General features: G+C 67.9%; 15 protein-coding genes. 5 read left to right on the top strand and 10 right to left on the bottom strand.

What is annotated here, in order from left to right; genetic code table 11:
• Positions 1–27: 27 nt before the first annotated feature.
• The 7 genes from mraY to mraZ form a co-directional block, all read right to left on the bottom strand.
• Entirely contained in the window at positions 28–1134 is a 1107-nt protein-coding gene (mraY, locus tag AC1AXT_RS02165) for a phospho-N-acetylmuramoyl-pentapeptide-transferase (protein WP_476540294.1), read from the bottom strand.
• A gap of 106 nt (positions 1135–1240) precedes the next feature.
• On the bottom strand, positions 1241–2707 hold the full coding sequence (locus tag AC1AXT_RS02170; protein ID WP_476540529.1) for a UDP-N-acetylmuramoyl-tripeptide--D-alanyl-D-alanine ligase: 1467 nt from the start codon (positions 2705–2707) through the stop codon (positions 1241–1243).
• A 115-nt stretch (positions 2708–2822) separates the two neighbouring features.
• Positions 2823–3704, bottom strand: coding sequence for a UDP-N-acetylmuramyl peptide synthase (locus AC1AXT_RS02175; protein WP_476540296.1), 882 nt, complete (start codon positions 3702–3704; stop codon positions 2823–2825).
• A 36-nt stretch (positions 3705–3740) separates the two neighbouring features.
• Complete coding sequence (locus tag AC1AXT_RS02180; RefSeq protein ID WP_476540298.1) at positions 3741–5534, bottom strand: peptidoglycan D,D-transpeptidase FtsI family protein; 1794 nt, start codon at positions 5532–5534, stop codon at positions 3741–3743.
• The gene (ftsL, locus tag AC1AXT_RS02185; RefSeq protein WP_476540300.1) at positions 5531–5989 is read right to left on the bottom strand and encodes a cell division protein FtsL; all 459 of its coding nucleotides are present in this window, start codon (positions 5987–5989) and stop codon (positions 5531–5533) included. The genes AC1AXT_RS02180 and ftsL overlap by 4 nt, the downstream gene beginning before the upstream one ends.
• A 1-nt stretch (position 5990) precedes the next feature.
• Positions 5991–7058, bottom strand: coding sequence for a 16S rRNA (cytosine(1402)-N(4))-methyltransferase RsmH (rsmH, locus tag AC1AXT_RS02190; RefSeq protein ID WP_476540302.1), 1068 nt, complete (start codon positions 7056–7058; stop codon positions 5991–5993).
• A gap of 6 nt (positions 7059–7064) precedes the next feature.
• Positions 7065–7499: a division/cell wall cluster transcriptional repressor MraZ gene (gene mraZ, locus AC1AXT_RS02195; protein ID WP_476540531.1), complete on the bottom strand. Its 435-nt coding sequence runs from the start codon at positions 7497–7499 to the stop codon at positions 7065–7067.
• 367 nt (positions 7500–7866) lie between these two features.
• On the opposite strand from mraZ, the gene AC1AXT_RS02200 reads away from it, so the two are divergent.
• Positions 7867–10119 (top strand): HelD family protein, encoded by a 2253-nt coding sequence (locus AC1AXT_RS02200; protein WP_476540304.1) that lies wholly within the window; start codon positions 7867–7869, stop codon positions 10117–10119.
• Positions 10120–10138: 19 nt separating this feature from the next.
• Positions 10139–11338 carry a phosphoglycerate dehydrogenase gene (serA, locus tag AC1AXT_RS02205; protein ID WP_476540306.1) on the top strand — a complete coding sequence of 400 codons (1200 nt, stop codon included), beginning with the start codon at positions 10139–10141 and terminating at the stop codon, positions 11336–11338.
• A 183-nt stretch (positions 11339–11521) separates the two neighbouring features.
• Here serA and nrdR read toward each other — a convergent pair whose 3' ends face one another.
• Positions 11522–11968 (bottom strand): transcriptional regulator NrdR, encoded by a 447-nt coding sequence (gene nrdR / locus AC1AXT_RS02210; protein ID WP_476540308.1) that lies wholly within the window; start codon positions 11966–11968, stop codon positions 11522–11524.
• Positions 11969–12323: 355 nt separating this feature from the next.
• Here nrdR and lexA point away from each other — a divergent pair, with 355 nt between their 5' ends.
• Complete coding sequence (gene lexA / locus AC1AXT_RS02215) at positions 12324–12959, top strand: transcriptional repressor LexA (protein ID WP_476540533.1); 636 nt, start codon at positions 12324–12326, stop codon at positions 12957–12959.
• A gap of 216 nt (positions 12960–13175) precedes the next feature.
• Here the strand turns inward: lexA and AC1AXT_RS02220 are convergent, their stop codons facing one another.
• Positions 13176–14138: an L-lactate dehydrogenase gene (locus AC1AXT_RS02220; RefSeq protein ID WP_476540310.1), complete on the bottom strand. Its 963-nt coding sequence runs from the start codon at positions 14136–14138 to the stop codon at positions 13176–13178.
• Between the two features lie 293 nt (positions 14139–14431).
• On the bottom strand, positions 14432–15955 hold the full coding sequence (gene hflX, locus AC1AXT_RS02225; RefSeq protein ID WP_476540312.1) for a GTPase HflX: 1524 nt from the start codon (positions 15953–15955) through the stop codon (positions 14432–14434).
• A 210-nt stretch (positions 15956–16165) separates the two neighbouring features.
• Between hflX and AC1AXT_RS02230 the strand changes: the two genes are divergently transcribed.
• Together AC1AXT_RS02230 and hrpA are read left to right on the top strand one after the other, a co-directional pair.
• The gene (locus AC1AXT_RS02230; RefSeq protein WP_476540314.1) at positions 16166–16780 is read left to right on the top strand and encodes a class I SAM-dependent methyltransferase; all 615 of its coding nucleotides are present in this window, start codon (positions 16166–16168) and stop codon (positions 16778–16780) included.
• 42 nt (positions 16781–16822) lie between these two features.
• The gene (gene hrpA / locus AC1AXT_RS02235; protein WP_476540316.1) at positions 16823–20860 is read left to right on the top strand and encodes an ATP-dependent RNA helicase HrpA; all 4038 of its coding nucleotides are present in this window, start codon (positions 16823–16825) and stop codon (positions 20858–20860) included.
• Positions 20861–21033 lie beyond the last annotated feature (173 nt).

Below are 21033 nucleotides of genomic sequence, written 5' to 3' on the forward strand. Positions count from 1 at the left end.
GAAAAATGCTGCCTTCGCCCGGGCTTGCTAGCCGTTCCACAGGCCGGAACGGGCCAGCCAATCGCCGTAGAAGATGACCAGGCCGATGATGACGAACATCAGCTCGATCATCCAGAAGCGCACGACGACCTTGCCTTCGCTCCACCCCTTGAGCTCGAAGTGGTGGTGGATCGGGGCCATCTTGAACACGCGCTTGTGCGTGGCCTTGAAGCAGCCCACCTGGATGACGTCGCTCATCGCCTCGATGACGTACAGGCCGCCGATGATGATGGCGAGGAATTCGGTGTGCGTGGCGATCGACAGCGCGGCGAACAGGCCGCCCAGCGCCAGCGAGCCGGTGTCGCCCATGAAGATCGTCGCCGGGTTGCAGTTGTACCACAGGAAGCCCAGGCAGGCGACGGCGGCGCACAGCGCGATGACGGTCAGGTCGAGCGGGTCGGACACGTTGTAGGTGAAGCCGCTGTGCTTGACGCCGCTGACATGGTAGGTCTCCCAGAAGGCGATGGCGGCGTAGCCGGTAAACGCGATCATCGACGAGCCCGCGCACAGGCCGTCCAGGCCGTCGGACAGGTTGACGGCGTTGGTCCAGGCGGCCATCAGGAAGTTCACCCATATGACGAACAGGATGATCGACAGTGTGCGCCCTGCGAAATCGAACGACAGGAACGGCGTTTCGATGAAGCTCATGCCGGCCTGGGCGCTGGGCACCCCGTTCTTGTTCGGCAGCACGAGCGCGAGCACGGCGTAGATCGTGGCGAAGATGAACTGGCCGACGAACTTGCCGCGTACGGTCAGCCCTTCGTTCTGTTTCTTGCGCACCTTCGCGAAGTCGTCGATGAAGCCCAGCAGGCCCATCGACACCATCGCGAACAGCACCAGGACCGCCGACCAGGTCGGCGTGGTGCCGGTCGACAGATACCGGTAGAGGGCGGACGCCCCCCAGCCCAGCACCGTGGCCAACACGATGACGACGCCGCCAAGCGTAGGGGTGCCGCGCTTGACCTGGTGCGACTGCGGGCCGTCCTGGCGGATGTACTGGCCGTAGTTGAGCTTGTGCACCAGCTTGATCAGCAGCGGCGTGCCGACCATCGTGATGACCAGCGAGACCAGCAGTCCAATGATGAGGGCAATCACCTTCAGTTCTCCATTTCCCTTCCCCGGGCTCCACGCTCCGGGACTGCAATGTCCTTCTTCTTGCTTCCTGTCGTTCCGTATCCGTCCGCGGCGCCGCGCCGGCGCCTCAGCAGGACCCCCAGCGTTCGGCCAGGGCGCTCAGTCCGGAGGCGTGCGATCCCTTGAGCAGCGCCACCGTCCCCGGGTGCCCCGCAGCGAAGGCGCGCACCGCCGCATCGGCTTCGTCGGCCGAATGCGCGTGGACGACGGCGCAGGCGCTCCCCTGGCGCTGCGCGGCCGCCTCCTGCGCGCCGGCCGCCAGCTCGGACGCCAGCATGTCGAGGTGGCTGTCCGAGCCTCCCACGGCGATGACGGCGTCGGCGCCGCCGTCCACGGCGTACCGCCCGATGGCGCGATGCAGGGCGCGTTCCTCGTCGCCCAGCTCGAGCATGGCGCCCAGCACGGCGACGCGCGGGCGCTTCTGGCGCCCCTCGAACGCCATCAGGCCGTCGATGCCGGCGCGCATCGAATCGGGATTGGCATTGAAGGAGTCGTCGATCAGGGTGAACGACGTACCGTCCTCCTCGACGTCGCGCACGGCCATGCGGTGCGGGCTTATATGGTCCACCGACTCAAGCGTATGGACGATGGCGCGCATCGGCATGCCGAAATACCTGGCCACCGACGCGGCGGCCAGCGCGTTCATGACGTTATGGGTTCCGCGGATGCCGAGCGCCAGGCGCTGGTAGGCGCCGTCATCGGCGGCGAACGTGAAGCGCGGCTGGCCTTCGGCGTCCACCTCGATGTCGCGCGCCAGCACATAGTCGTCGTGCTCGGCGGCATGCTCGATGCCGAACCACTTGACGAACGACGGGGCCAGGGGCGCCATGGCGGCCACATGCGCATCGTCCGCGTTGAGGATCGTCACGCCCGCCGGCGCTTCCCCGCGCACGATTTCGCTCTTGGCCTGCGCGATGCGCTCGACGGAGCCGAACTCCCCCAGATGGGCGTTGCCTACCTTGAGCACGACGGCGACGTCGGGAGGGGCGATGGCGGTCAGCCGCGCGATTTCGCCGAGATGGTTGGCCCCCATTTCGGCTACGAGGAACCGCGTGGAAGGCCCCACGCGCAATGCTGTCAGCGGCAGGCCGATTTCGTTGTTGAACGAGCCGACGGGGGCCACCGTCGGGCCCATCGTGGAGAGCATGGCCGCCAGCAGGTCCTTGGTCGTCGTCTTGCCGACCGACCCGGTGATGCCGATGATCGAGAAGGATTCGCCGGATGCCTTCCGGCGCTCCAGATTGGCCTTGGCCAAGGCGCCCAGCGCCTCGACGCTGTCGCCGACGACAATCTGCGCCATCGCGCCATCCGCCGGCACTTCATGCTCGACGATGGCGGCCACCGCGCCGCTGCGGGCCGCCTGGGCGACGAAGTCATGCCCGTCGACATGCTCGCCGGCGATGGCGACGAACACCGCCCCCTGGCCGGCCTGGCGCGAATCGGTGACGGCCATGCGCGCCACCGCGCCTCCGTCGCCGCCTTCCAGGCGCCCGGACACGGCCTGCGCCACCTCCTGCACCGTCATCGGCATCATCGTTGCCTCGCCAGTCACGCTTCCATCCTTCTTGCCTTCATGCGATTGTCCTTGTCCATTGTCGTTTCATGCCCGTCATGCACGTGCGCCGCGCGCCGCCTGGGTCATTCCCGGGTCATTCAAGCTCCCGGGAGACGCGCAACGCGCTCTTGATGCTGTTCTTGCGCACGCCGGCCGCCAGCACCATCGCGATGGCGAGCGACAGCGGGCGCACCCTCGAACGGTCGGATTCGGCCTGCAGCGCCATCGCGTCGGATTCCTCGGTGCGCGAGACGATGCGGGTGTTGTGGTCGATGGCGCAGCCGAACCGCTCGCACGCCACGTCGACGAACTCCTGGGCTTCCCGCGGTCCGGGAACGCCGTCACAGCCGATGACGTCGACGTTGACCGATTGCAGCGCGTCCGGGCCCAGCGTCTTGCCGTCCATCGCGATGATGACGGCGGCCGCGCCGTCCTCGGCGCATACCGACAGCACGCGCTGCATCGAGAGGATGTCGACGGGGTATTCGAGGTCGAGGAAGCGTTCCAGCGACTGCGAATCGCCGGCGTTGACGAGGCCGACCGGATTGCCGAGCATATGCAGGAAGTCGGCCAGTTCGCGCACGTCGCGCCCGATGGTGTCGTCGTCGGGGCCGGCGACGGCGAACACGGCCAGCGTATCGGAGGGCGCCCCGGCGATGTCGCAGGCCACGCGCCCGATCTGCTGGGGCGTCGGGTCGGCGAACAGCACCGGGATTTCCGGATCGGCCAGCGCCGAGCGCATCGAACGCGGCAGCAGGGCGGCATAGGCGCCGCGCGAGGCGGCGGCCGCCACCTGCCCGGGGGCGACCGCCTCGCCGGGCATGAACAGGGCGCCGGGCCCTACCGATTCCAGGTCGTTGGCCAGCGACGTGATGGTCACGTTCTGCGCGAAGGACGGCACGAGCTCGAATCCGTACCGTTCATGCAGCGTCCCCAGCGTCATGCGCTGGGCTATCGACTCGCTGAGCGAACTCATGGGCATCCAACCTTTCGTTGCCGTCGTGCCATCGGCCTACCACTCCACCGGAATGGCGTCGGTGCGGGCCGATGAGGTCGGCACGTCGTATTTCTGCATCAGGAACTCGCCGATTTCGGCGAACACCGGCCCTGCGGTCAGGCCGCCGTAGCTGCCCTGGGGATCCTTGAGCACGACGGTGACGACGAACTTCGGATTATCGGCGGGAATGATGGCGGTGTAGTCGCTGATGACCGAGGAGAGCTTACCATCAGAGCCCGTCACCTCGGCGGTACCGGACTTGGCGGCCACCCGGTATCCGGAAACGCCGGCGAACTTCTGGTAGTGTTCGGAGACCGATTCCATGGCGTTGAGCACGTCCTTGGCCACCGATTCGTCGATGACCCGCGTGCCGGAGCCGGCATCCGCCTCGACGGCGTGGCCGTCGGCTCCCGTCACCGACTTGATGATCTTCTGGGGCTTCTTCACGCCCCCGTTGGCGATGACGGCGATGGCGTTGGTCAGCTGCAGCGCGTTCGTCGAATAGCCCTGGCCGAACAGGACGGTGTTGCGCGTGCGGCCGTCCCACGAGTCCGCCGACGTGAGCACGCCCTGCGATTCGCCCGGCAGCTCAAGGCCGCTGGCCTGCCCGATGCCGAACTTCGTCAGGTACTCGTAGCGTTCCTTGTCGGTGTAGTCGCTCGACGCCATGATCGTGCCCACGTTGCTGGACTGCTCGAGGATGCCGGCCAGCGTCCAGTGGCCGGTCGCGTGCTCCTCGGCGTCCTTGTAGGTCTGCCCGTCGAGGGTCAGCGTGTTGGGCACCGTGAACTTGTCGCTCATCTTGTGCAGGCCCTCCTGCAGCAGCCCGGACATCGTGAACACCTTGCCGACCGAGCCCGGCTCGAACGTTTCGCTGACGGACCGGGCCACGTTCAGCTTGGCGTCGTCGCTGCCGGCCTCGATGGTGTCGGTATCGGCCAGCGCGCGTATTTCGCCGGTCTCCACGTCCTGCACGACGGCGATGCCCCAGCTGGCGCTGTATTTCTTCTGGTCCGTCTTGAGAATCTGCTCGACGCGCCACTGCACGTCGCGGTCGATGGTCAGCGCCACGTCGGAGCCGTTGACGGCGTCCTTCGATTCGGTCATCGTGCCGGGGATTTCCTCGCCGCCATTGCCCTGCTGGTACACCTGGTAGCCGTCGGTGCCGGTCAGCGTGGCGTTCTCCAGCTGCTCGATGCCGGCGACGCCGTCGCCGTCCGCGTTCACGCCGCCGAGCAGCGCGCCCATCAGCGTGCCGTTCGAGTAGAGCCGCTCGTTGCTCAGCTCGCCGTAGACGATGCCGCCAAGGTTCAGGCCGTCGATCTTGCGCTTGACTTCAGGCGTGACGTCCTTCTTGAGCACGGCGTACTGGCCCGTGCCCGACAGCAGGCCGCCGATGGTGGTGGCGTCCATGTCGAGCAGCGGCGCCAGCAGCTGGGCGACGGCCGCCGCCCCCGAGGTCGTCAGGTCCTTGCCGTCGAGCGAATGGCAGTAGCTCTGCGTGGAGGACGTGCATTTGGTCGGCTCGAATTCCTGGGCGGCCGTCGGATTGCCGATGATCGTATAGCGCTCGACGCTCTGCGCCAGCACCGTGCCGTTGACGTCGGTGATCTTGCCGCGCCGCGCGCTGACCGTCACCGACAGCGTGCGGCTGCGCGTCGCCGCGGCGGCGAGGGACGAACCGTTGATCAGCTGCACCCATACCAGGCCGCCGAGGCACGCCACGGCCATCAGGCCGAGGACGGCGCACACGGCGACGGTGCGGTTGAAGAGCTGGCCGCTCTTGCCGGAACGCAACAGGCGTTTCATTGCTTGGTGCCATCCTCCTGTGCCTTGTACCCCTTCAGGTCGATCGTCAGCGAACCGGTGGCCGGCACCATGTTCATGTCCTGGGCCTTCTGGGGCAGCGAAGCCTCGAGTTCGTCGAGCTTGGCCTGGTCGTCGTCGACGTCCTGCGTGAGCGTCGTGATGTTCTGCTGGATCTGCGTGGATTCGAACGAGTTCTGGATCATCTGCGTGCGCAGCAGCAGCGAGCCGAGCAGGCTGGCGACGAGGAACACGACGGCGACCGCGATGTGCATCATCGGGGTCGCGCGCGCCTTCGTCCAGTTGACCAGGCCCTCGACGCCGCGGCTGACGGCGGAGGACTTCGCCTTGCCGGCGACGACCTTGAGCTCGGGCCGCTTGCTGCGTTCGGCTTCCCCGTCCTTGGCGCGCCTCGTCGGCGGCGCCGCGACCGAACGGACGTTGCGTGACTGTGCCATGTCAGCCCCTCCTTGCCCTGGTGCGGGCGCCATGATGCGCCTGGCGCGCGCCGCGGTCGTCCCGCTGCGCGCCGCGGCTTGCCTGTTCCATGCGGACCGCCCACCGGTGCGGTATCGGCCGCGTCAGCTCGACGGCGCGCAGCCGCACGGACTGCGACCGCGGGTTGGCGGCGATTTCGGCCTCGTCGGCCTTGACGGCGCCGCGCGTCAGTTCCTTGAAGAACGGCTGCATGTCGTCGGGCACGACCGGCATCGAGGCGGGTGCGTCGATCTTCAGACCCTGCGCCATGAACGACTTGACGGCCTTGTCCTCCAGCGAATGGTACGACTCGACGACCAGGCGCCCTCCGACGGCCAGCCGCAGGGCCGCCTGCGGCAGCGTGCGGGCGAGCTTGTCGAGTTCGCCGTTGACTTCGATGCGCAGCGCCTGGAATACGCGCTTGGCCGGGTTGCCGGCGCCGCGGTGCGCCTGGGGGACGACGTCGTCGACGAGGCGCGAAAGCTGGGCGGACGTATGCAGCGGCTGCGCCTCGCGGGTGCGCACGATGCGCCGGGCGATCTGGCGCGCGAACCGTTCTTCGCCGTACCGGGAGAAGATGGAGGCCAGCCGCTCCTCCGGGTAGTCGGCCAGCACCTGCTCGGCCGTCAGCGCCTGGGCCACGTCCATGCGCATGTCGAGCGGGGCGTCATGGGAATAGGAGAAGCCGCGGTCCGTTTCGTCGATCTGCAGGCTGGACAGCCCCAGGTCCATGAATACGGCGTCCACCCGGCCGATGCCGTTGGCGTCGAGCACGGCGGTGAAGTCGTCGAATGGGGCGTGCACCGGAATGAACCGGTCCGACAGGCCCTGCGAAGCGATGCGTTCGGTGGCGAGCGCGAGCGCTTCGGCATCGCGGTCGATGCCGACGAGCATGGCCTGCGGCGCGGCCTTGAGGAACGCTATGGAATGGCCGGCCAGCCCCAGCGTGCAGTCGACGGCCACGGCGCCTTCATGGGCGAGGGCGGGCGCGACGAGGTCCACGCACCGTTCAAGCAGCACGGGCTTGTGGATGGCGGCAATATCGGTCATCGTTCGTTAAAACTCCAGTTCCTGCAGTACGTCGTCGGCTATGTCCGCATAGCCTTCTTCATTGGCGGCGAGATAGGCCTCCCATGCCGCCTTGTCCCAGATCTCCGCGCGGGTGCCGACGCCGATGACGACGATGTCGTCGCCCAGCCGCGCATAGTCGCGCAGCATCTGCGGCACCAGCACCCTCCCCTGCTTGTCGGGTTCCTGGTCCACCGCTCCCGACAGGAAGATGCGCAGGTACTCGCGCGCCGCCCGGTTGCCGACGCTGGCGCGCTGTATCTGCGTGGCGATGCGGCGGAATTCGGCGTGCGGCAGCAGGTAGATGCAGCGTTCCTGCCCGCGGGCCATGACGAGCCCCTCCCCAAGCGCCTGCCTGAATTTGGCGGGCAGCGCCATGCGCCCCTTGGCATCCATCCGCGGTTCGTAGGTTCCCAGCAGCATCGGCAGCGCTTCGGCTGCCGGCGCCGCCGCGTGCGCATCGGCGTCGGGGACGTCGCTGGATGGGGCGGCGCAAGGCGTTTCGTCCTGCAGGGCCATCATCCACCTCCCCTCATGCGCATCTTCAGGGTGACCCGGGCAATGTTCCTCCCCACTTTACCCCACAACTCACCGAAATTCCCCACTTATGCAGGTTTTTCTTCCCAATCTCCCATAATTCGCCGCACAGGCGCCCCAAACGGCCCTTTCCGGCGCTGCCGGCGCACGGAAGGAAGGCCGGCGCCCACCCCTTGCGAGCCGTTATGTTCGTAGGTGGCTTGCGCTACATTGAACAAGCTTGAAAGCTTGTATTCGAGGGGAACGGGAAGGCATGTCACAGTATTCGGTTCAGCTTCAGGAAGAGCAGCGTGCCGTCGACCGGGCCTATGGCCGGCTCGACGACCTTCGCGCGCAGGCTCGCGCCCGGCTCGACGCCGTGCGCGCCGCCGGCTCCCACGGCTCGCCGACGCAACGTACCGAACGGGATTCATTCGCCACGATGTACGAGGACCGGCTGGCGCAGCTGCGCGCCGTCGAGGACCGGCTGGTATTCGGGCGGCTCGACGACGACAAGGGACAGCGGCGCTATATCGGCCGCATCGGCCTGTCCGACGAGAACCACGAGCCGATCCTGACTGACTGGCGCGCCGAAGCGGCCCGGCCGTTCTATGAAGCCACCCCTTCCCACCATGGCGACATCGTCATGAGGCGCCACCTGACGCTGCATTTCCGCGACGTGGCCGGCATCGAGGACGAGGTGCTGGACGTCAATTCCGAGCATGTCGGGGCTGCCTCCGACCGCGGCACGCTGACCGGCGAAGGCGCGCTGCTGGCATCGCTGAGTTCGAGGCGCACCGGCAAGATGACCGACATCGTCGCGACAATCCAGGCCGAGCAGGACCGCATCATCCGCGCCCCGTTGCGCGGGGCGGTCGTCGTGCAGGGCGGCCCCGGCACCGGCAAGACGGCCGTGGCGCTGCACCGCGCCGCCTACCTGCTGTATACCCACCGCAAGATGCTCGACCGTTCCGGCGTGCTGGTCATCGGCCCCAGCGGCACGTTCCTGCGCTACATCGACCAGGTGCTGCCGTCGCTGGGCGAGACCGGCGTGGTCAGCCGCACGATCGCCGACCTGATCCCCGGCGTGAACGCCACGCGCCTCGACGAGCCGCACGTCGCCCAGCTCAAGGGGCAGCGGCGCATGGCCCGCATGATCGCCAACGCCGTAGCCGGCCGCGAGCGCGTGCCCGCCAAGCTGCCGAGCATCACCGTCAACGGCGTGCGCCTCGACGTGCGCGCCAGCGACATCAAGACGGCCATCGCCGACGCGCGCCGCACGCGCCAGCCGCACAACAAGGCCCGCGAGACCTTCGTGCGCAGCATGCTGGAAATGCTGCGGTCGCAGTATGCCGAACGGCTCGACTACGTGCCCGAGCAGGCGGAGCTCGCCGAAGCGGCCGCGCAGCTCAAGCTCAACGACAAGCTGCGCGTCACGCTCAACCTCGCATGGCTGCCGATGAACGCCCAGTGGCTGCTCGACCAGCTGTTCAGCAAGCCCGAACAGCTGCGCCGCTTCGCCCCGTGGCTCACGGACGAGCAGGTGGCGATGCTCACGCGCCCCAAGGGCGCCCCGCTGACGCGTTCCGACATCCCGCTGCTCGACGAGGCGATGGAGCTGCTCGGACCCGACCCGCATGAAGCGGCCCGGCTTGCCGCCGCCGACGCCAAGCGCGCCGAAGAGGAGCAGTTCGCCAAGGACACGCTCGCCCAGGTCGGCATCGGCTCGGGCATCGTCACGTCGCAGATGCTCGCCGACAGCATGCGCGGCGAGGCGGCCGACGCCACGGCGCAGCGCGCGGCGGCCGACCGCGAATGGACCTACGGGCATATCGTCGTCGACGAGGCGCAGGAGCTCACGCCGATGGAATGGCACATGCTGATCCGGCGCTGCCCCTCGCGCTCGTTCACGATCGTCGGCGACGTCGCGCAGACGGCCGCCCTTGGCGGCACGCGGTCGTGGAAGTCGACGATGAACCAGCTGTTCGGCCCGAATGGCTGGAGCCTCAACGAGCTGACGATCAACTACCGCAACCCCAAGGAGGTGTCGGACATGGCCTGCGCCTTCGCGCAGCGCGAGGGCCTGTACATCTCCACCGTCAAGGCCGTGCGCAGCGTGCCCGGGTCGGTCGAGCGCCATACCGTCGCCACCCAGGAGGAGCTCTACGACGCCATCGGGCGCGACGCCGTGCGGCTGGCCGGCGAATTCGTCACCGACGACGGCACGGGCCGCATCGCCATCATCGTGCCCGACGCCCTGCGCGACGCGGTGCGCGAACGCGTGGCCCACGCGCTGCGCCACGACATCGGCCTCGACTCGCTCGACGAGCAGATCAGCATCTGCGACACCCAGTCGGTCAAGGGCCTCGAATACGACGCCGTCATCGTCGTCGAGCCCGGCATGATCGAGCAGGAGGCGCCTTCGAGGATCGTCGCGGCGTCCGATCTATATGTCGCGCTGACGCGTCCGACGCAGCGACTGTTTATAGTTAGAACCAAGTCGGATGAACAAATCTTGACAATGTAACCCAAGCAAAGGTGGTCCCATGCCCAAGGCACTGCTCCTCGAAAACATCCATCCGCTGGCCGTCGAATCCCTGAAGAAGGCCGGCTTCGAAGTCGATGCACGCAAGGGCGCGCTCTCCGAGGACGAGCTGATCGACGCGCTGGAAGGCGTCGACCTGCTCGGCATCCGCTCGAAGACGACCGTCACGCCGAAGGTGATCGACGCGCGCGGCTCGCTGACGGCAATCGGGTGCTTCTGCATCGGCACGAACCAGGTGGCCCTCGACTACGCGGCCAAGCACGGCATCGCCGTGTTCAACGCCCCGTATTCGAACACGCGCTCGGTCGTCGAGCTCGTCATCGGCGACATCATCTGCCTGATGCGCCGCATTCCAGCCCATACGCACCACATGAAGCACGGCCTGTGGGACAAGTCGGCCGCCGGCAGCCATGAGGTGCGCGGCAAGACGCTGGGCATCGTCGGCTACGGCAACATCGGCTCCCAGCTGTCGGTCATCGCCGAGGCGCTCGGCATGCGCGTCGTGTTCTACGACCTCGAGGAGAAGCTCGCGCTGGGCAACGCCCACCGCTGCGACACGCTCGACGAGCTGCTCGAACAGGCCGACGTCGTCACGCTGCACGTCGACGGGCGCAAGGAGAACACCGGCTTCTTCGGCGAGGACCAGTTCGCCAAGATGAAGGACGGCGCGATGTTCATCAACCTGTCGCGCGGCTTCGTCGCCGACCTTGGCGCGCTCAAGCAGCATCTGGACAGCGGGCACCTGGGCGGCGCGGCCGTCGACGTCTTCCCCATCGAGCCGAAGAAGAGCGGCGATCCGTTCGAGACGTCGCTGGCCAACGAGGACAACATGATCCTCACTCCGCATATCGGCGGCTCGACGCTGGAGGCCCAGAAGTCGATCGGCACGTTCGTTTCCCAGCGCCTCGAAGACTACTGGGAGAAGGGCTCGACCGGCCTGTCGGTCAACATGCCGCAGATCACGCTCGGCGAATGCCGCGGCGAGGCGCGCATCGCGCACCTGCACGACAACCTTCCGGGCGTGCTGGCGCAGGTCAACCACGTGCTCGGCGACGCCGGCATCAACATTTCCGCCCAGGCGCTGGCCACCGAAGGCGAAATCGGCTACGTCGTCACCGACGTCGCCACGCGCCCGGACGCCGAAACGCTGGAAAAGCTGCGCAGCATCGACGGCACGATCCGCATGCGCATGCTTTCCTGACCGGCGGCATGCGGCCGGCGAAACAGCCTGAATACGCAAGGAAGGCGCCTGCGGTTTGCACAGGCGCCTTCCCCATATCCGCCCTGCGCACTCCCCGAGGGACGTCATGATCGGCAAGCGCGCCCGACGGGGCGCAGCAGCCATGCCGCCAGCGCTTTCCGGGACAGCGCGGCAGCCGTATTGCTAGCGCTCCTGGCGGAGCGCGTCGATGGCCTTCTGGAAGTCCTCGAGGTTCTCGAAATTCTGGTAGACGCTGGCGAAGCGCAGGTAGGCCACTTCGTCCAGTTCGCGCAGCGGCTTGAGGATGGCCTTGCCCACTTCGTCGGATTCGACCTGGGCCAGCCCCTGGGAACGCAGGTCCTCCTCGACCTTCTGCCCCAGCATCTTCAGGTCCTCTTCCTTGATCGGCCGCCCCTGGCAGGCCTTGCGCACGCCGGAGATGACCTTGTCGCGGTTGAACGGCTCGAGGTTCCCGCTGCGCTTGCGCACCAGCAGCGTCGTCGTCTCCATCGTGCTGAAGCGGCGGCCGCACGCCATGCACTGGCGCCGTCGGCGGATGGAATAGCCATCGTCATTGATGCGCGTGTCAATGACTTTCGTATCGGCGTTCTGGCAATAGGGACAATGCATACCTATAACCATAGTCCTTGGGCGCGCCTTGGGGGCTTTCCAGCGGCGCGTAGGGGGATGCGCCCGCCACGATGGCCTCATGGCGGGCAGGGACAGGCACCCGGCCGGGCGCGACGCTTCGCAAACGGACATGGCGCGATCCTTTCGAACGGTATGGAAGATTCCTCATCCATTTTCGAACAGATGTTCGACTTAAGTCAAATCGATTCGAACATCTGTTTGGAATCTCCGGCGTTTCGCGCTATGCTGGAACCAATACGAGCAAGGAGCACCGATGAGCATCCCAACGCATGAGCCCGGGACGGCAGGCGACGCTGGCAGCCGCCCCCAGCTGACCGACCGCCAGCGCAAGATCATGGACGCCATCCGCACGCTGCTGGCCGAGCAGGGCTTCGCCCCTTCGCTGCGCGAAATCGGGCAGGCCGCCGGACTGAAGAGCACGTCGTCGGTCCAGCACCAGCTGCATGTGCTGGAAGAGAAGGGCTTCATCCGGCGCGACCCGAACAAGGGGCGCGCCATCGAAATCGTCGGGGACAAGCCCCAGCCCCAGGGCGCCCCCGCCTCGGGCGGCGCAGCCGTCGACGTCACGACCGCCGGGGACGAGGACGCGTTCCTGCTGTCGCGCGACGTGCCGCTGGTCGGCACAATCGCCGCCGGCGTGCCGATTACCGCCGAGCAGCATGTCGAGGACGTCATGCGCCTGCCGGTGCGGCTGACCGGCACCGGCAACCTGTTCATGCTGGAGGTCCATGGCGACTCGATGATCGACGCCGCCATCTGCGACGGCGACTTCGTCGTCGTGCGCGAACAGCATGACGCCGTCAACGGCGACATCGTCGCGGCATTGCTCGGCGACGAGGCCACCGTCAAGACGTTCCGCAAGGAGGACGGCCATGTGTGGCTCATGCCGCACAACCCCAACTACTCCCCCATCGACGGCACCCATGCGCAGATCATGGGCAAGGTCGTCACCGTGCTGCGCAAAATGTAGGCGCTGCACCAGAGCCTGCGGCGCCCCGGAAAGACAACGGCGGAATACGAAGCGGAAAAGAACGCCTGCAAGTGGACGCTTGAGAGAAGGCGCCCTTGCGCGCCCGGCAATCTACGCCTGGGCAGCGCTGCCGGCAAAGCAACGCCCCACGCTGCACATGGCAGGCGCGGGGCGTTGCTTTGCCGGCGGCCGGACGGGCCGCGGGGCTCGCGGGAATCAGAAGCCGAACTGGGCGGCGGTTTCCTTCAGCGTCTCGGCGGAGCGCTTAAGGGCCGCGAGCTCGCGGTCGGACACCGGGGTGTTGATGCGCGAGTTGACGCCGGAACGGTTCAGCAGCGTCGGCACGGACATGCACACGCCGGAGATGCCGTGGAAGTCGTCGAGCAGCGACGAGACCGGCAGGATGCGGTTCGTGTCGTGCATGATCGACTCGATGATGTCGACGCCGCTCATGGCGATCGCGTAGTTCGTCGCGCCCTTGCCGTTGATGATCTTGTAGGCGGCGTTCTTGACTTCCTGGTGGATTTCCTCGCGCACCTGGGCGTCGAGCGGGGCGTGGCCCGGCAGCGCCTGCCAGTCGCACATCGGCACGCCGCCGATGGTGGCGGAAGCCCACAGCGGCACTTCGGAGTCGCCGTGCTCGCCGGCGATGTAGGCATGGACGTTCTTGACGTTGACGCCGGTCTGCTGCGCGATCAGGAAGCGCAGGCGGGCGGAGTCGAGGTTGGTGCCCGAGCCGAACATCTGCGTCGCCGGCAGGCCCGAAAGCTTCAGGCACACCTGGGTGACGACGTCGACCGGGTTGGTGATGAGCATGTAGATGGCGTTCGGGGCGACCTTCATGAGGTTCGGGATGATCGACTTCATGATGTTGATCGTCGCGCCGGCCAGGTCGAGGCGGGACTGGCCCGGCTTCTGGCGGGCACCGGCCGTGATGACGACCATGTCGGCGTCGCGGCAGATCTCCGGATCGTCGGAGCCTTCGATCGAGACGGTCGGGAAGAAGCTCGAGCCATGCTGCATGTCGAGCACTTCGGCCTCGACGCGCTCCTTCGCGATGTCCTCGAGCACGATTTCACGGGCAACGCCGCGTTCGGCGGCCGCGAAAGCAAGCGTGGATCCAACGGCGCCGGCGCCGACAATGGCCAGCTTGGTTGGCTTGATGGAAGAATTCACCATGTTTCGACCTCTTCAATGCACGTCGTCCCGCCACTTGCGGGATCCAGGTAAGGCCGGCCACGGGGGCGGCCTCCATAGGGTTTTCACCTTTACAGTAATCCCACTCGCTGACGGCGCCAAAGCGTTTTGGCGTACAGCGGCGCGGCGCCTACGCACAATATGGCCAACATCACATTCCGCGCGTCCTTGCCTGCCCGCGGCGGCTATGCGCGAAACCATTGGAGGTGGCCGTCCAGGGGGTTCCCGGACGAACCGTATGAAGGCCGCAGGCCGGAGCGGCACACCGGCAGCGGCTACGCGATGGCCGCGTCCATGAGCCTGGCGGCCAGGCGGTCGTCGACGTCCGCTTCCAGGGCCATGCCGTCGTCGCGGTATTCGACGGAACGCAGCTGGCCGCTCTCGCGCACCTGGGCGAGCAGCGAGCCGGCCGTATACGGCAGCACGGCCTCGACGTGCACGCCGGGCACCGGCAGCATCGACTCGATGCGTGCGCGCAGGTCGCCGATCCCTTCGCCGGTGGCCGACGAAACGAACGCGGCGTCGGGCTCGAGCGCGCGCAGCCGTTCGAGCGTGGCGCCGTCGATCAGGTCGATCTTGTTGAAGACGAGGACCGACGGGATGGCGCCGACCCCTTCGATCTGGCTGAGCGTTTCGTTGACGGCGCGGACCTGGCTGAACGGATCGGGGTGGGACGCGTCGACGACGTGCACGATCAGGTCGGCATCCCCCGCCTCCTCCAGCGTCGACTTGAACGCCTCGACCAGCTGCGTGGGCAGGCGGCGCACGAACCCGACCGTGTCGACGTAGGCGTACAGGCGCCCGTCCGCGCCCTTCGTGCGGCGCACGGCGGTGTCGAGCGTGGCGAACAGCGCGTTCTCGACGAGTTCGGCCGAGCCGGTCAGGCGGTTGGTCAGCGACGACTTGCCGGCGTTCGTATAGCCGACGACGGCCACCGTCGGCAGACCGAAGCGCCGGCGCGAACCGCGCTTGATTTCGCGCGACGGCGCCATCTGCTCGATCTGGCGGCGCAGCTTGGCGATGCGCGAGCGGATGGCGCGGCGGTCCATCTCGATCTTCGTTTCGCCCGGGCCTCTCGAGCCGATGCCTGCATCGGCGCCCGCGGCGCGGCCGCCTGCCTGGCGCGACAGCGACGCGCCCCAGCCGCGCAGGCGCGGCAGCATGTAGTTGAGCTGCGCGAGCTCGACCTGCGCCTTGCCCTCGCGGCTGGAGGCATGCTGCGCGAAGATGTCGAGGATGACGGCGGTGCGGTCGACGACCTTGACCTTCGTCGCGTCCTCCAGCGCGCGGCGCTGGCTCGGCGGCAGGTCGGCGTCGACGATGATCGTGTCGGCTTCGTGCGCGGCGACGAGCCCGGCGATTTCCTTCGCCTTGCCGGAACCCACGTAGGTGGCGGCGTCGGGGCGGCTGCGCTGCTGCAGCACGCCGTCGCACACGACGGCGCCTGCCGTTTCGGCCAGCGCGGCCAGCTCGCGCAGCGATTCCTCGGCCTCGGCGAGCGACGAGTCGCGCGCCGACCATACGCCGACGAGGACGACGCGTTCGAGGCGCACCTTGCGGTATTCGACTTCGGTGACGTCCTCGAGCTCTCCCAGGCCCGCGACGTGCTTGAGCTCGTTGCGGGCCTGGCGCTCCGCCCACTGCTCGTCGCCGGCATGTCGCGCGGCCGCCTGGCGCGCGCCGCGGCTGCCGTCAAGCAGCACCTCCGACTGGCCGGCCAGCACGCCGGTGCGTTCCTTGTCGTCGTCTTCCTGGGCTATCTGCACAAACTGAGCCAAGCACACCCCTTTTTCCGTCATTCACCCATGTACCGCCAACGATAACAACACGAGGCCCCCATGCATTCCCACGCGCGAAGGCGGCGAGCCGGCCGCATGGGCGAAGGCATCCAGCAGGTGCGCCCGGAGCATGCACAGCGGGCCACGGCCCGTTGCGCGGGAAGGCATGTATGTGCGGGGCGCCGATCTTCGCGGCGGCCGATTAAGATCGGACAGCGGAAAGGATGGATGATGGGCGCAGACAACGAGCAGTATTTCGCAGCCGAACCGACGTCGAAGGACGTGCGCACGGCGCATGAGTTCACGGTGCGCGGATACCCGGTATCCGTGGAGACGTCCAACGGGGTGTTTTCCGGCAGCCGCGTCGACCTGGGCACGCAGGTGCTGCTCAGGCATGCGCCCGAGCTGCCCGAGAGCGGCGATTTCCTCGACCTGGGCTGCGGCTGGGGGCCGGTTGCGCTGGCGATGGCGAAGGAGTCGCCCGAGGCGGCCGTATACGCCGTCGACGTCAACGAGCGCGCCATCGGGCTTACGGCGGCCAACGCCGAACGCAACGGCTGCCCCAACGTGCATGCCGGCGACGCCGACGACGTCCCCGAGGGGCTCGAATTCGAACGCATCTGGTCGAACCCGCCGATCCGCATCGGCAAGGAGGCGCTGCACGCGCTGCTGATGCAGTGGCTGCCGCGGCTGGCGCCGGACGGCTACGCCTACCTGGTCGTGCAGAAGAACCTCGGCGCCGATTCGCTGATGCCGTGGCTGGCGGCCGCCCTTGGCGACGGCTACGAAGTGGCGAAGTACGGCAGCTCGAAGGGCTACCGGGTCATCGAGGTGCACCGCAAGTAGCTTCGCAAGGAACGAAGAACGACAGAACCGAAGAAACGAGAAATGAAGTTTTCCTACCCCGACGAGCTGCCGGTCAGCGCGGCGCGCGGCGACATCGCCGATGCCGTGGCCAGCCACCAGGTCGTCATCGTGTCCGGCCAGACCGGTTCGGGCAAGACCACCCAGCTGCCGAAGATCCTGCTGGAGCTCGGCCGAGGCGCGGATGGGCGCCAGATCGTGCATACGCAGCCGCGCCGCCTGGCCGCGCGCACCGTCGCCGAACGCATCGCCAGCGAAATGGACGTGCCGCTCGGCCAGGAAATCGGCTACCAGGTGCGCTTCACCGACGAAAGTTCGCCGAAAACGCGGCTGCGCGTCGTCACCGACGGCATCCTGCTCGCCCAGATCCAGCGCGACCCCAAGCTCACCCGCTACGACACGATCGTCATCGACGAGGCGCACGAACGCAGCCTCAACATCGACTTCCTTCTGGGATACCTGACGGCGCTGCTGCCGCAGCGGCCCGACCTCAAGCTCGTCATCACGTCGGCGACGATCGATTCGGTGAAGTTCCAGAAGCATTTCGAGCAGGCGCTGCATGCGAAGGTGCCGGTCATCGAGGTGTCGGGACGCACGTACCCGGTCAAGATCGCCTACGAGCCGCTCGGCAGCGCGCCGGCGCTCGTCAGCCACGTTCCGGGCTTCGCTGACGGCGCGCGGCCCGGCGAGGAAGGCTACGGCGAGGAACGCGGCGACGCCGAGGACATCCCCACGGCCGTGGCGCGCGCCTGCGCCGAGCTCGTCATCCTCTCCCAGCACGAACGCGGCCCGCGCGACATCCTCGTCTTCGCCGCCGGCGAGCGCGACATCCGCGAATACGAATCGGCGTTGCGGCGCCATTACGGCCCGCGCGCCGCCGACATGCGCCGCCCGGACGCCATCGAGATCATGCCGCTGTACGCCAGGCTTTCGGCCAAGGACCAGCACCGCGTGTTCGAGCCGCATACGCGCCAGCGCATCGTCATCGCCACGAACGTCGCCGAGACGTCGCTGACGGTGCCGTCGATCCGCTACGTCGTCGATCCGGGCCTGGCGCGCATCTCGCGCTATTCGAAGAGCGCGAAGGTGCAGCGCCTGCCGATCGAGCCGGTCTCGCAGGCCAGCGCCGACCAGCGCGCCGGCCGCTGCGGGCGCGTGGCCGACGGCATCTGCATCCGCCTGTATTCGCGCGAGGACTACGAAAGCCGTCCGCGCTTCACCGAACCCGAGATCCTGCGCACGTCGCTGGGCGCCGTCGTGCTGCACATGCTGTCGGTCGGCGTGGCGAAGCGCGCGGAGGACATCACCGATTTCGGATTCATCGACCCGCCGGACATGAAGGCGGTCTCCGACGGCTTCAACGAGCTGACCGAGCTCAAGGCCATTTCCCGCAAGCGCGGCGAGACGACGCTGACCCATATCGGGCGCCAGCTGGCGCGTCTGCCGATCGACGTGCGCCTGGGGCGCATGATCATCGAGGCCGCCCGTTCGACGACGCCGAACACGCTGGCCGCCGTGCTGGTCGTCGTGGCGTTCCTGAGCCTGCAGGACCCGCGCGAAAGGCCCGACGACAAGCGCGAGGAAGCCGACCGCATCCACAACCGCTACGCCGACCCGACCAGCGATTTCCTCACGGCCCTCAACCTGTGGGACCGCGCGTACGGCGCCGACGGCGAGATGAGCAACCATGCGCTGCGCCGGCTGTGCAAGGACGAATACCTGAACTTCCCGCGCATGCGCCAGTGGAAGGACCTTGTCTCGCAGCTGCGCGAGCTGTGCCGGGACATGAAGTTCCGCGTCGGCGAGCCCGAGCCGTCCTCGCGCCCCGACGAATCGGTGCGGGCGCTGCCGATCGGACAGCAGGGCGCGCACAGCCTCGCCTGCTCATGGGATGCGCAGGGCATCCATACGGCGATGCTTTCGGGGCTGCTGTCGATGATGGGCATGCAGGTCGTCCGCGAGCCGAAGGCCTCCGACTACGCGCATCTCAAGGGCGCCGCACGGGCCAAGGCGCTCAAGCGCGCCCAGAAGCAGGCGAAGAACGAATACCAGGGCGCGCGCGGCACGAAGTTCGCCATCTTCCCCGCCTCGGCGACCGCGAAGGCCACCCCGCCGTGGATCATCAGCACCGAGCTGGTGGAGACGAGCCGGCTGTGGGCACGCTACTGCGCGCAGATCGACCCGGCGTGGGCGGAACCGCTCGCCGGGAACCTGACGCGCACGACGTATGCCGAACCCCACTGGTCGGCCTCGCGCGGCGCCGCCGTCGCCGAAGCGAAGGTGCTGCTCTACGGGCTGCCGATCGTCGAGGGGCGCACGGTGCAGTGGGGCCGCATCAACCCGGCCGAAGCGCGCGATTTCCTGATCCGCCAGGGGCTCGTCGAAGGCGATGTCGCCCAGCGCTTCCCGTTCGACGGATTCATCGCGGCCAATCTCAAGAAGCTCGAGGAAGCGGCGGACGATACGAACCGTACGCGGCAGGCGGCGCAGGCCGCGAGCGACGAAGACCTCTTCGATTTCTACAACGAGCGCATCCCGGCCGACGTCACGTCGCTGGCGGCGCTGGCGGCGTGGTGGAAGAAGGAGCGCGAAAGCGACCCGCAGCTGCTGGACTTCGACCCCTCGAAGGTCGAGCGCCTGGGCGACGTCGACGCCGTCTCGCTCGACGACTTCCCCGACCGCTGGCATACCGCCGGCGCCGACGGCAAGCCGATCGACCTGCGATTGAGCTACGTGTACGACACCGCCGACCCGCTCGACGGCGTCAGCGTGCACATCCCCATTGCGCTGCTCGGCCAGCTCGAACCGGACGAATTCAGCTGGAACGTGCCCGGGCTGCTCGACGAGCTGATCGTGGCGCTGATCAAGGCGCTGCCCAAGGCGCTGCGCGTGCAGTTCGTGCCCGCCCCCGACACCGCGCGCCGCATCCGCGCATGGCTTGAAGAGGAATACGGGGACCTGCCCGGCTCGCAAGGCGCGCGCGGGGAACGCTGGCCCGACCTGGCGCACGCGTTCACGAAGGCCGCCATCGCCACCGTCGGCGCGACGATCCACCCCGAGGACCTCGACGGGCTTGCCGAACGGCTGGCGCCGTACCTGAGGATGACGTTCGTCGTCGAGGAACCCAGGCCGGCGGCCAAGGGGCGCGGGCCGCGCCGGCCGCGCGCCAAGGTCCTCGCCACCGGCAAGTCGCTGCCCGACCTGCAGCGTCGGTTCGCGCAGCAGGCGCAGGAATCGGCCCGGCAGGCGGTCAAGCGGCAGGCGAAGGCCGCGGCGGACGAGGGCCGCGCCGTCGCCGAGGCGAATCTGCTGCATAAGGCCGGCGCCACCGACGCCAGCCGGGCGCAGCTGCTATGGAAGGCCGCGCTGGAACGGCTGCGGCTGCCGTCCGAACGCATTTCGTCGCGCTGGCTGGGCACGGAGGCGCTGATGCTCGCCTCCGCCCCCTACGCCGACACGAAGGCGCTCGTCGAGGACCTGCAGCTGGCCGCCGTCAAGTGGCTGCTGCCCGACATCGCGCAGCTGGATACCGACGCGCAGCTCGAGGCGGCCGTCGAGGAGGTGCGCCAGGCGTTCGAGGACACCGTGTACGCGGTGGCCCGCGACGTCATCGAAACGCTCAAGCGCTATGCCGACGTCGACCGCATGGTCTCCGGCAAGGCGGACCTGCCGATGCTGTCGGTGCTGCAGTCGGTGCGCGCGCATATCGGCACGCTGGTGCGGCCCGGCTTCATCGGGGCGACTCCCCCGGTGCAGCTGCAGTACCTGACGCGCTACCTGCAGGCCGACGCCGTGCGCATCCGCAAGGCGAAGGAGGACCGCAACCGCGACGTCAAATGGGCGTGGCAGGCCGACGAGGCGCGCCAGCTCGTCGACAAGGCGCTTGCTGACGCCAAGGGGCTGCCGGCCGGCGACAAGCGCGACGAAGCGATGGCACGGGCCGAAACGGCTCGCTGGATGCTCGAGGAGTTCTACGTGTCGCTATGGGCGCAGGAACTCGGCACGGCGCAGCCGGTCAGCATCCAGCGCATCAGGAAGGCACTGGCAGCCGGCCCGCGCTAGCGGACGGCAGCCGCGGCAGGAACGAAGGAGGGACCCACTACGGCAGGATCTTCGAAGAAACCGGCGGCAAAGCAGGCGGCAGAGGGCGGGAAAAGCCACGCCGGGAAATCCCAGTCTGGAAAATCCCAGGCACGGAAATCCCAGACTGGGAAATCCCCAGCAGCGCAGGCAAA

It is taken from the genome of Bifidobacterium sp. LH_450 (assembly GCF_056356715.1).

Bases quoted from the DNA above. Each gene is read 5' to 3' on its own strand.
- AC1AXT_RS02170 (WP_476540529.1), bottom strand. From the start codon at position 2,707: ATGATGCCGATGACGGTGCAGGAGGTGGCGCAGGCCGTGTCCGGGCGC.
- AC1AXT_RS02175 (WP_476540296.1), bottom strand. From the start codon at position 3,704: ATGAGTTCGCTCAGCGAGTCGATAGCCCAGCGCATGACGCTGGGGACG.
- AC1AXT_RS02180 (WP_476540298.1), bottom strand. From the start codon at position 5,534: ATGAAACGCCTGTTGCGTTCCGGCAAGAGCGGCCAGCTCTTCAACCGC.
- ftsL (WP_476540300.1), bottom strand. From the start codon at position 5,989: ATGGCACAGTCACGCAACGTCCGTTCGGTCGCGGCGCCGCCGACGAGG.
- rsmH (WP_476540302.1), bottom strand. From the start codon at position 7,058: ATGACCGATATTGCCGCCATCCACAAGCCCGTGCTGCTTGAACGGTGC.
- mraZ (WP_476540531.1), bottom strand. From the start codon at position 7,499: ATGCTGCTGGGAACCTACGAACCGCGGATGGATGCCAAGGGGCGCATG.
- AC1AXT_RS02200 (WP_476540304.1), top strand. From the start codon at position 7,867: ATGTCACAGTATTCGGTTCAGCTTCAGGAAGAGCAGCGTGCCGTCGAC.
- serA (WP_476540306.1), top strand. From the start codon at position 10,139: ATGCCCAAGGCACTGCTCCTCGAAAACATCCATCCGCTGGCCGTCGAA.
- nrdR (WP_476540308.1), bottom strand. From the start codon at position 11,968: ATGCATTGTCCCTATTGCCAGAACGCCGATACGAAAGTCATTGACACG.
- lexA (WP_476540533.1), top strand. From the start codon at position 12,324: ATGGACGCCATCCGCACGCTGCTGGCCGAGCAGGGCTTCGCCCCTTCG.
- AC1AXT_RS02220 (WP_476540310.1), bottom strand. From the start codon at position 14,138: ATGGTGAATTCTTCCATCAAGCCAACCAAGCTGGCCATTGTCGGCGCC.
- hflX (WP_476540312.1), bottom strand. From the start codon at position 15,955: ATGACGGAAAAAGGGGTGTGCTTGGCTCAGTTTGTGCAGATAGCCCAG.
- AC1AXT_RS02230 (WP_476540314.1), top strand. From the start codon at position 16,166: ATGGGCGCAGACAACGAGCAGTATTTCGCAGCCGAACCGACGTCGAAG.
- hrpA (WP_476540316.1), top strand. From the start codon at position 16,823: ATGAAGTTTTCCTACCCCGACGAGCTGCCGGTCAGCGCGGCGCGCGGC.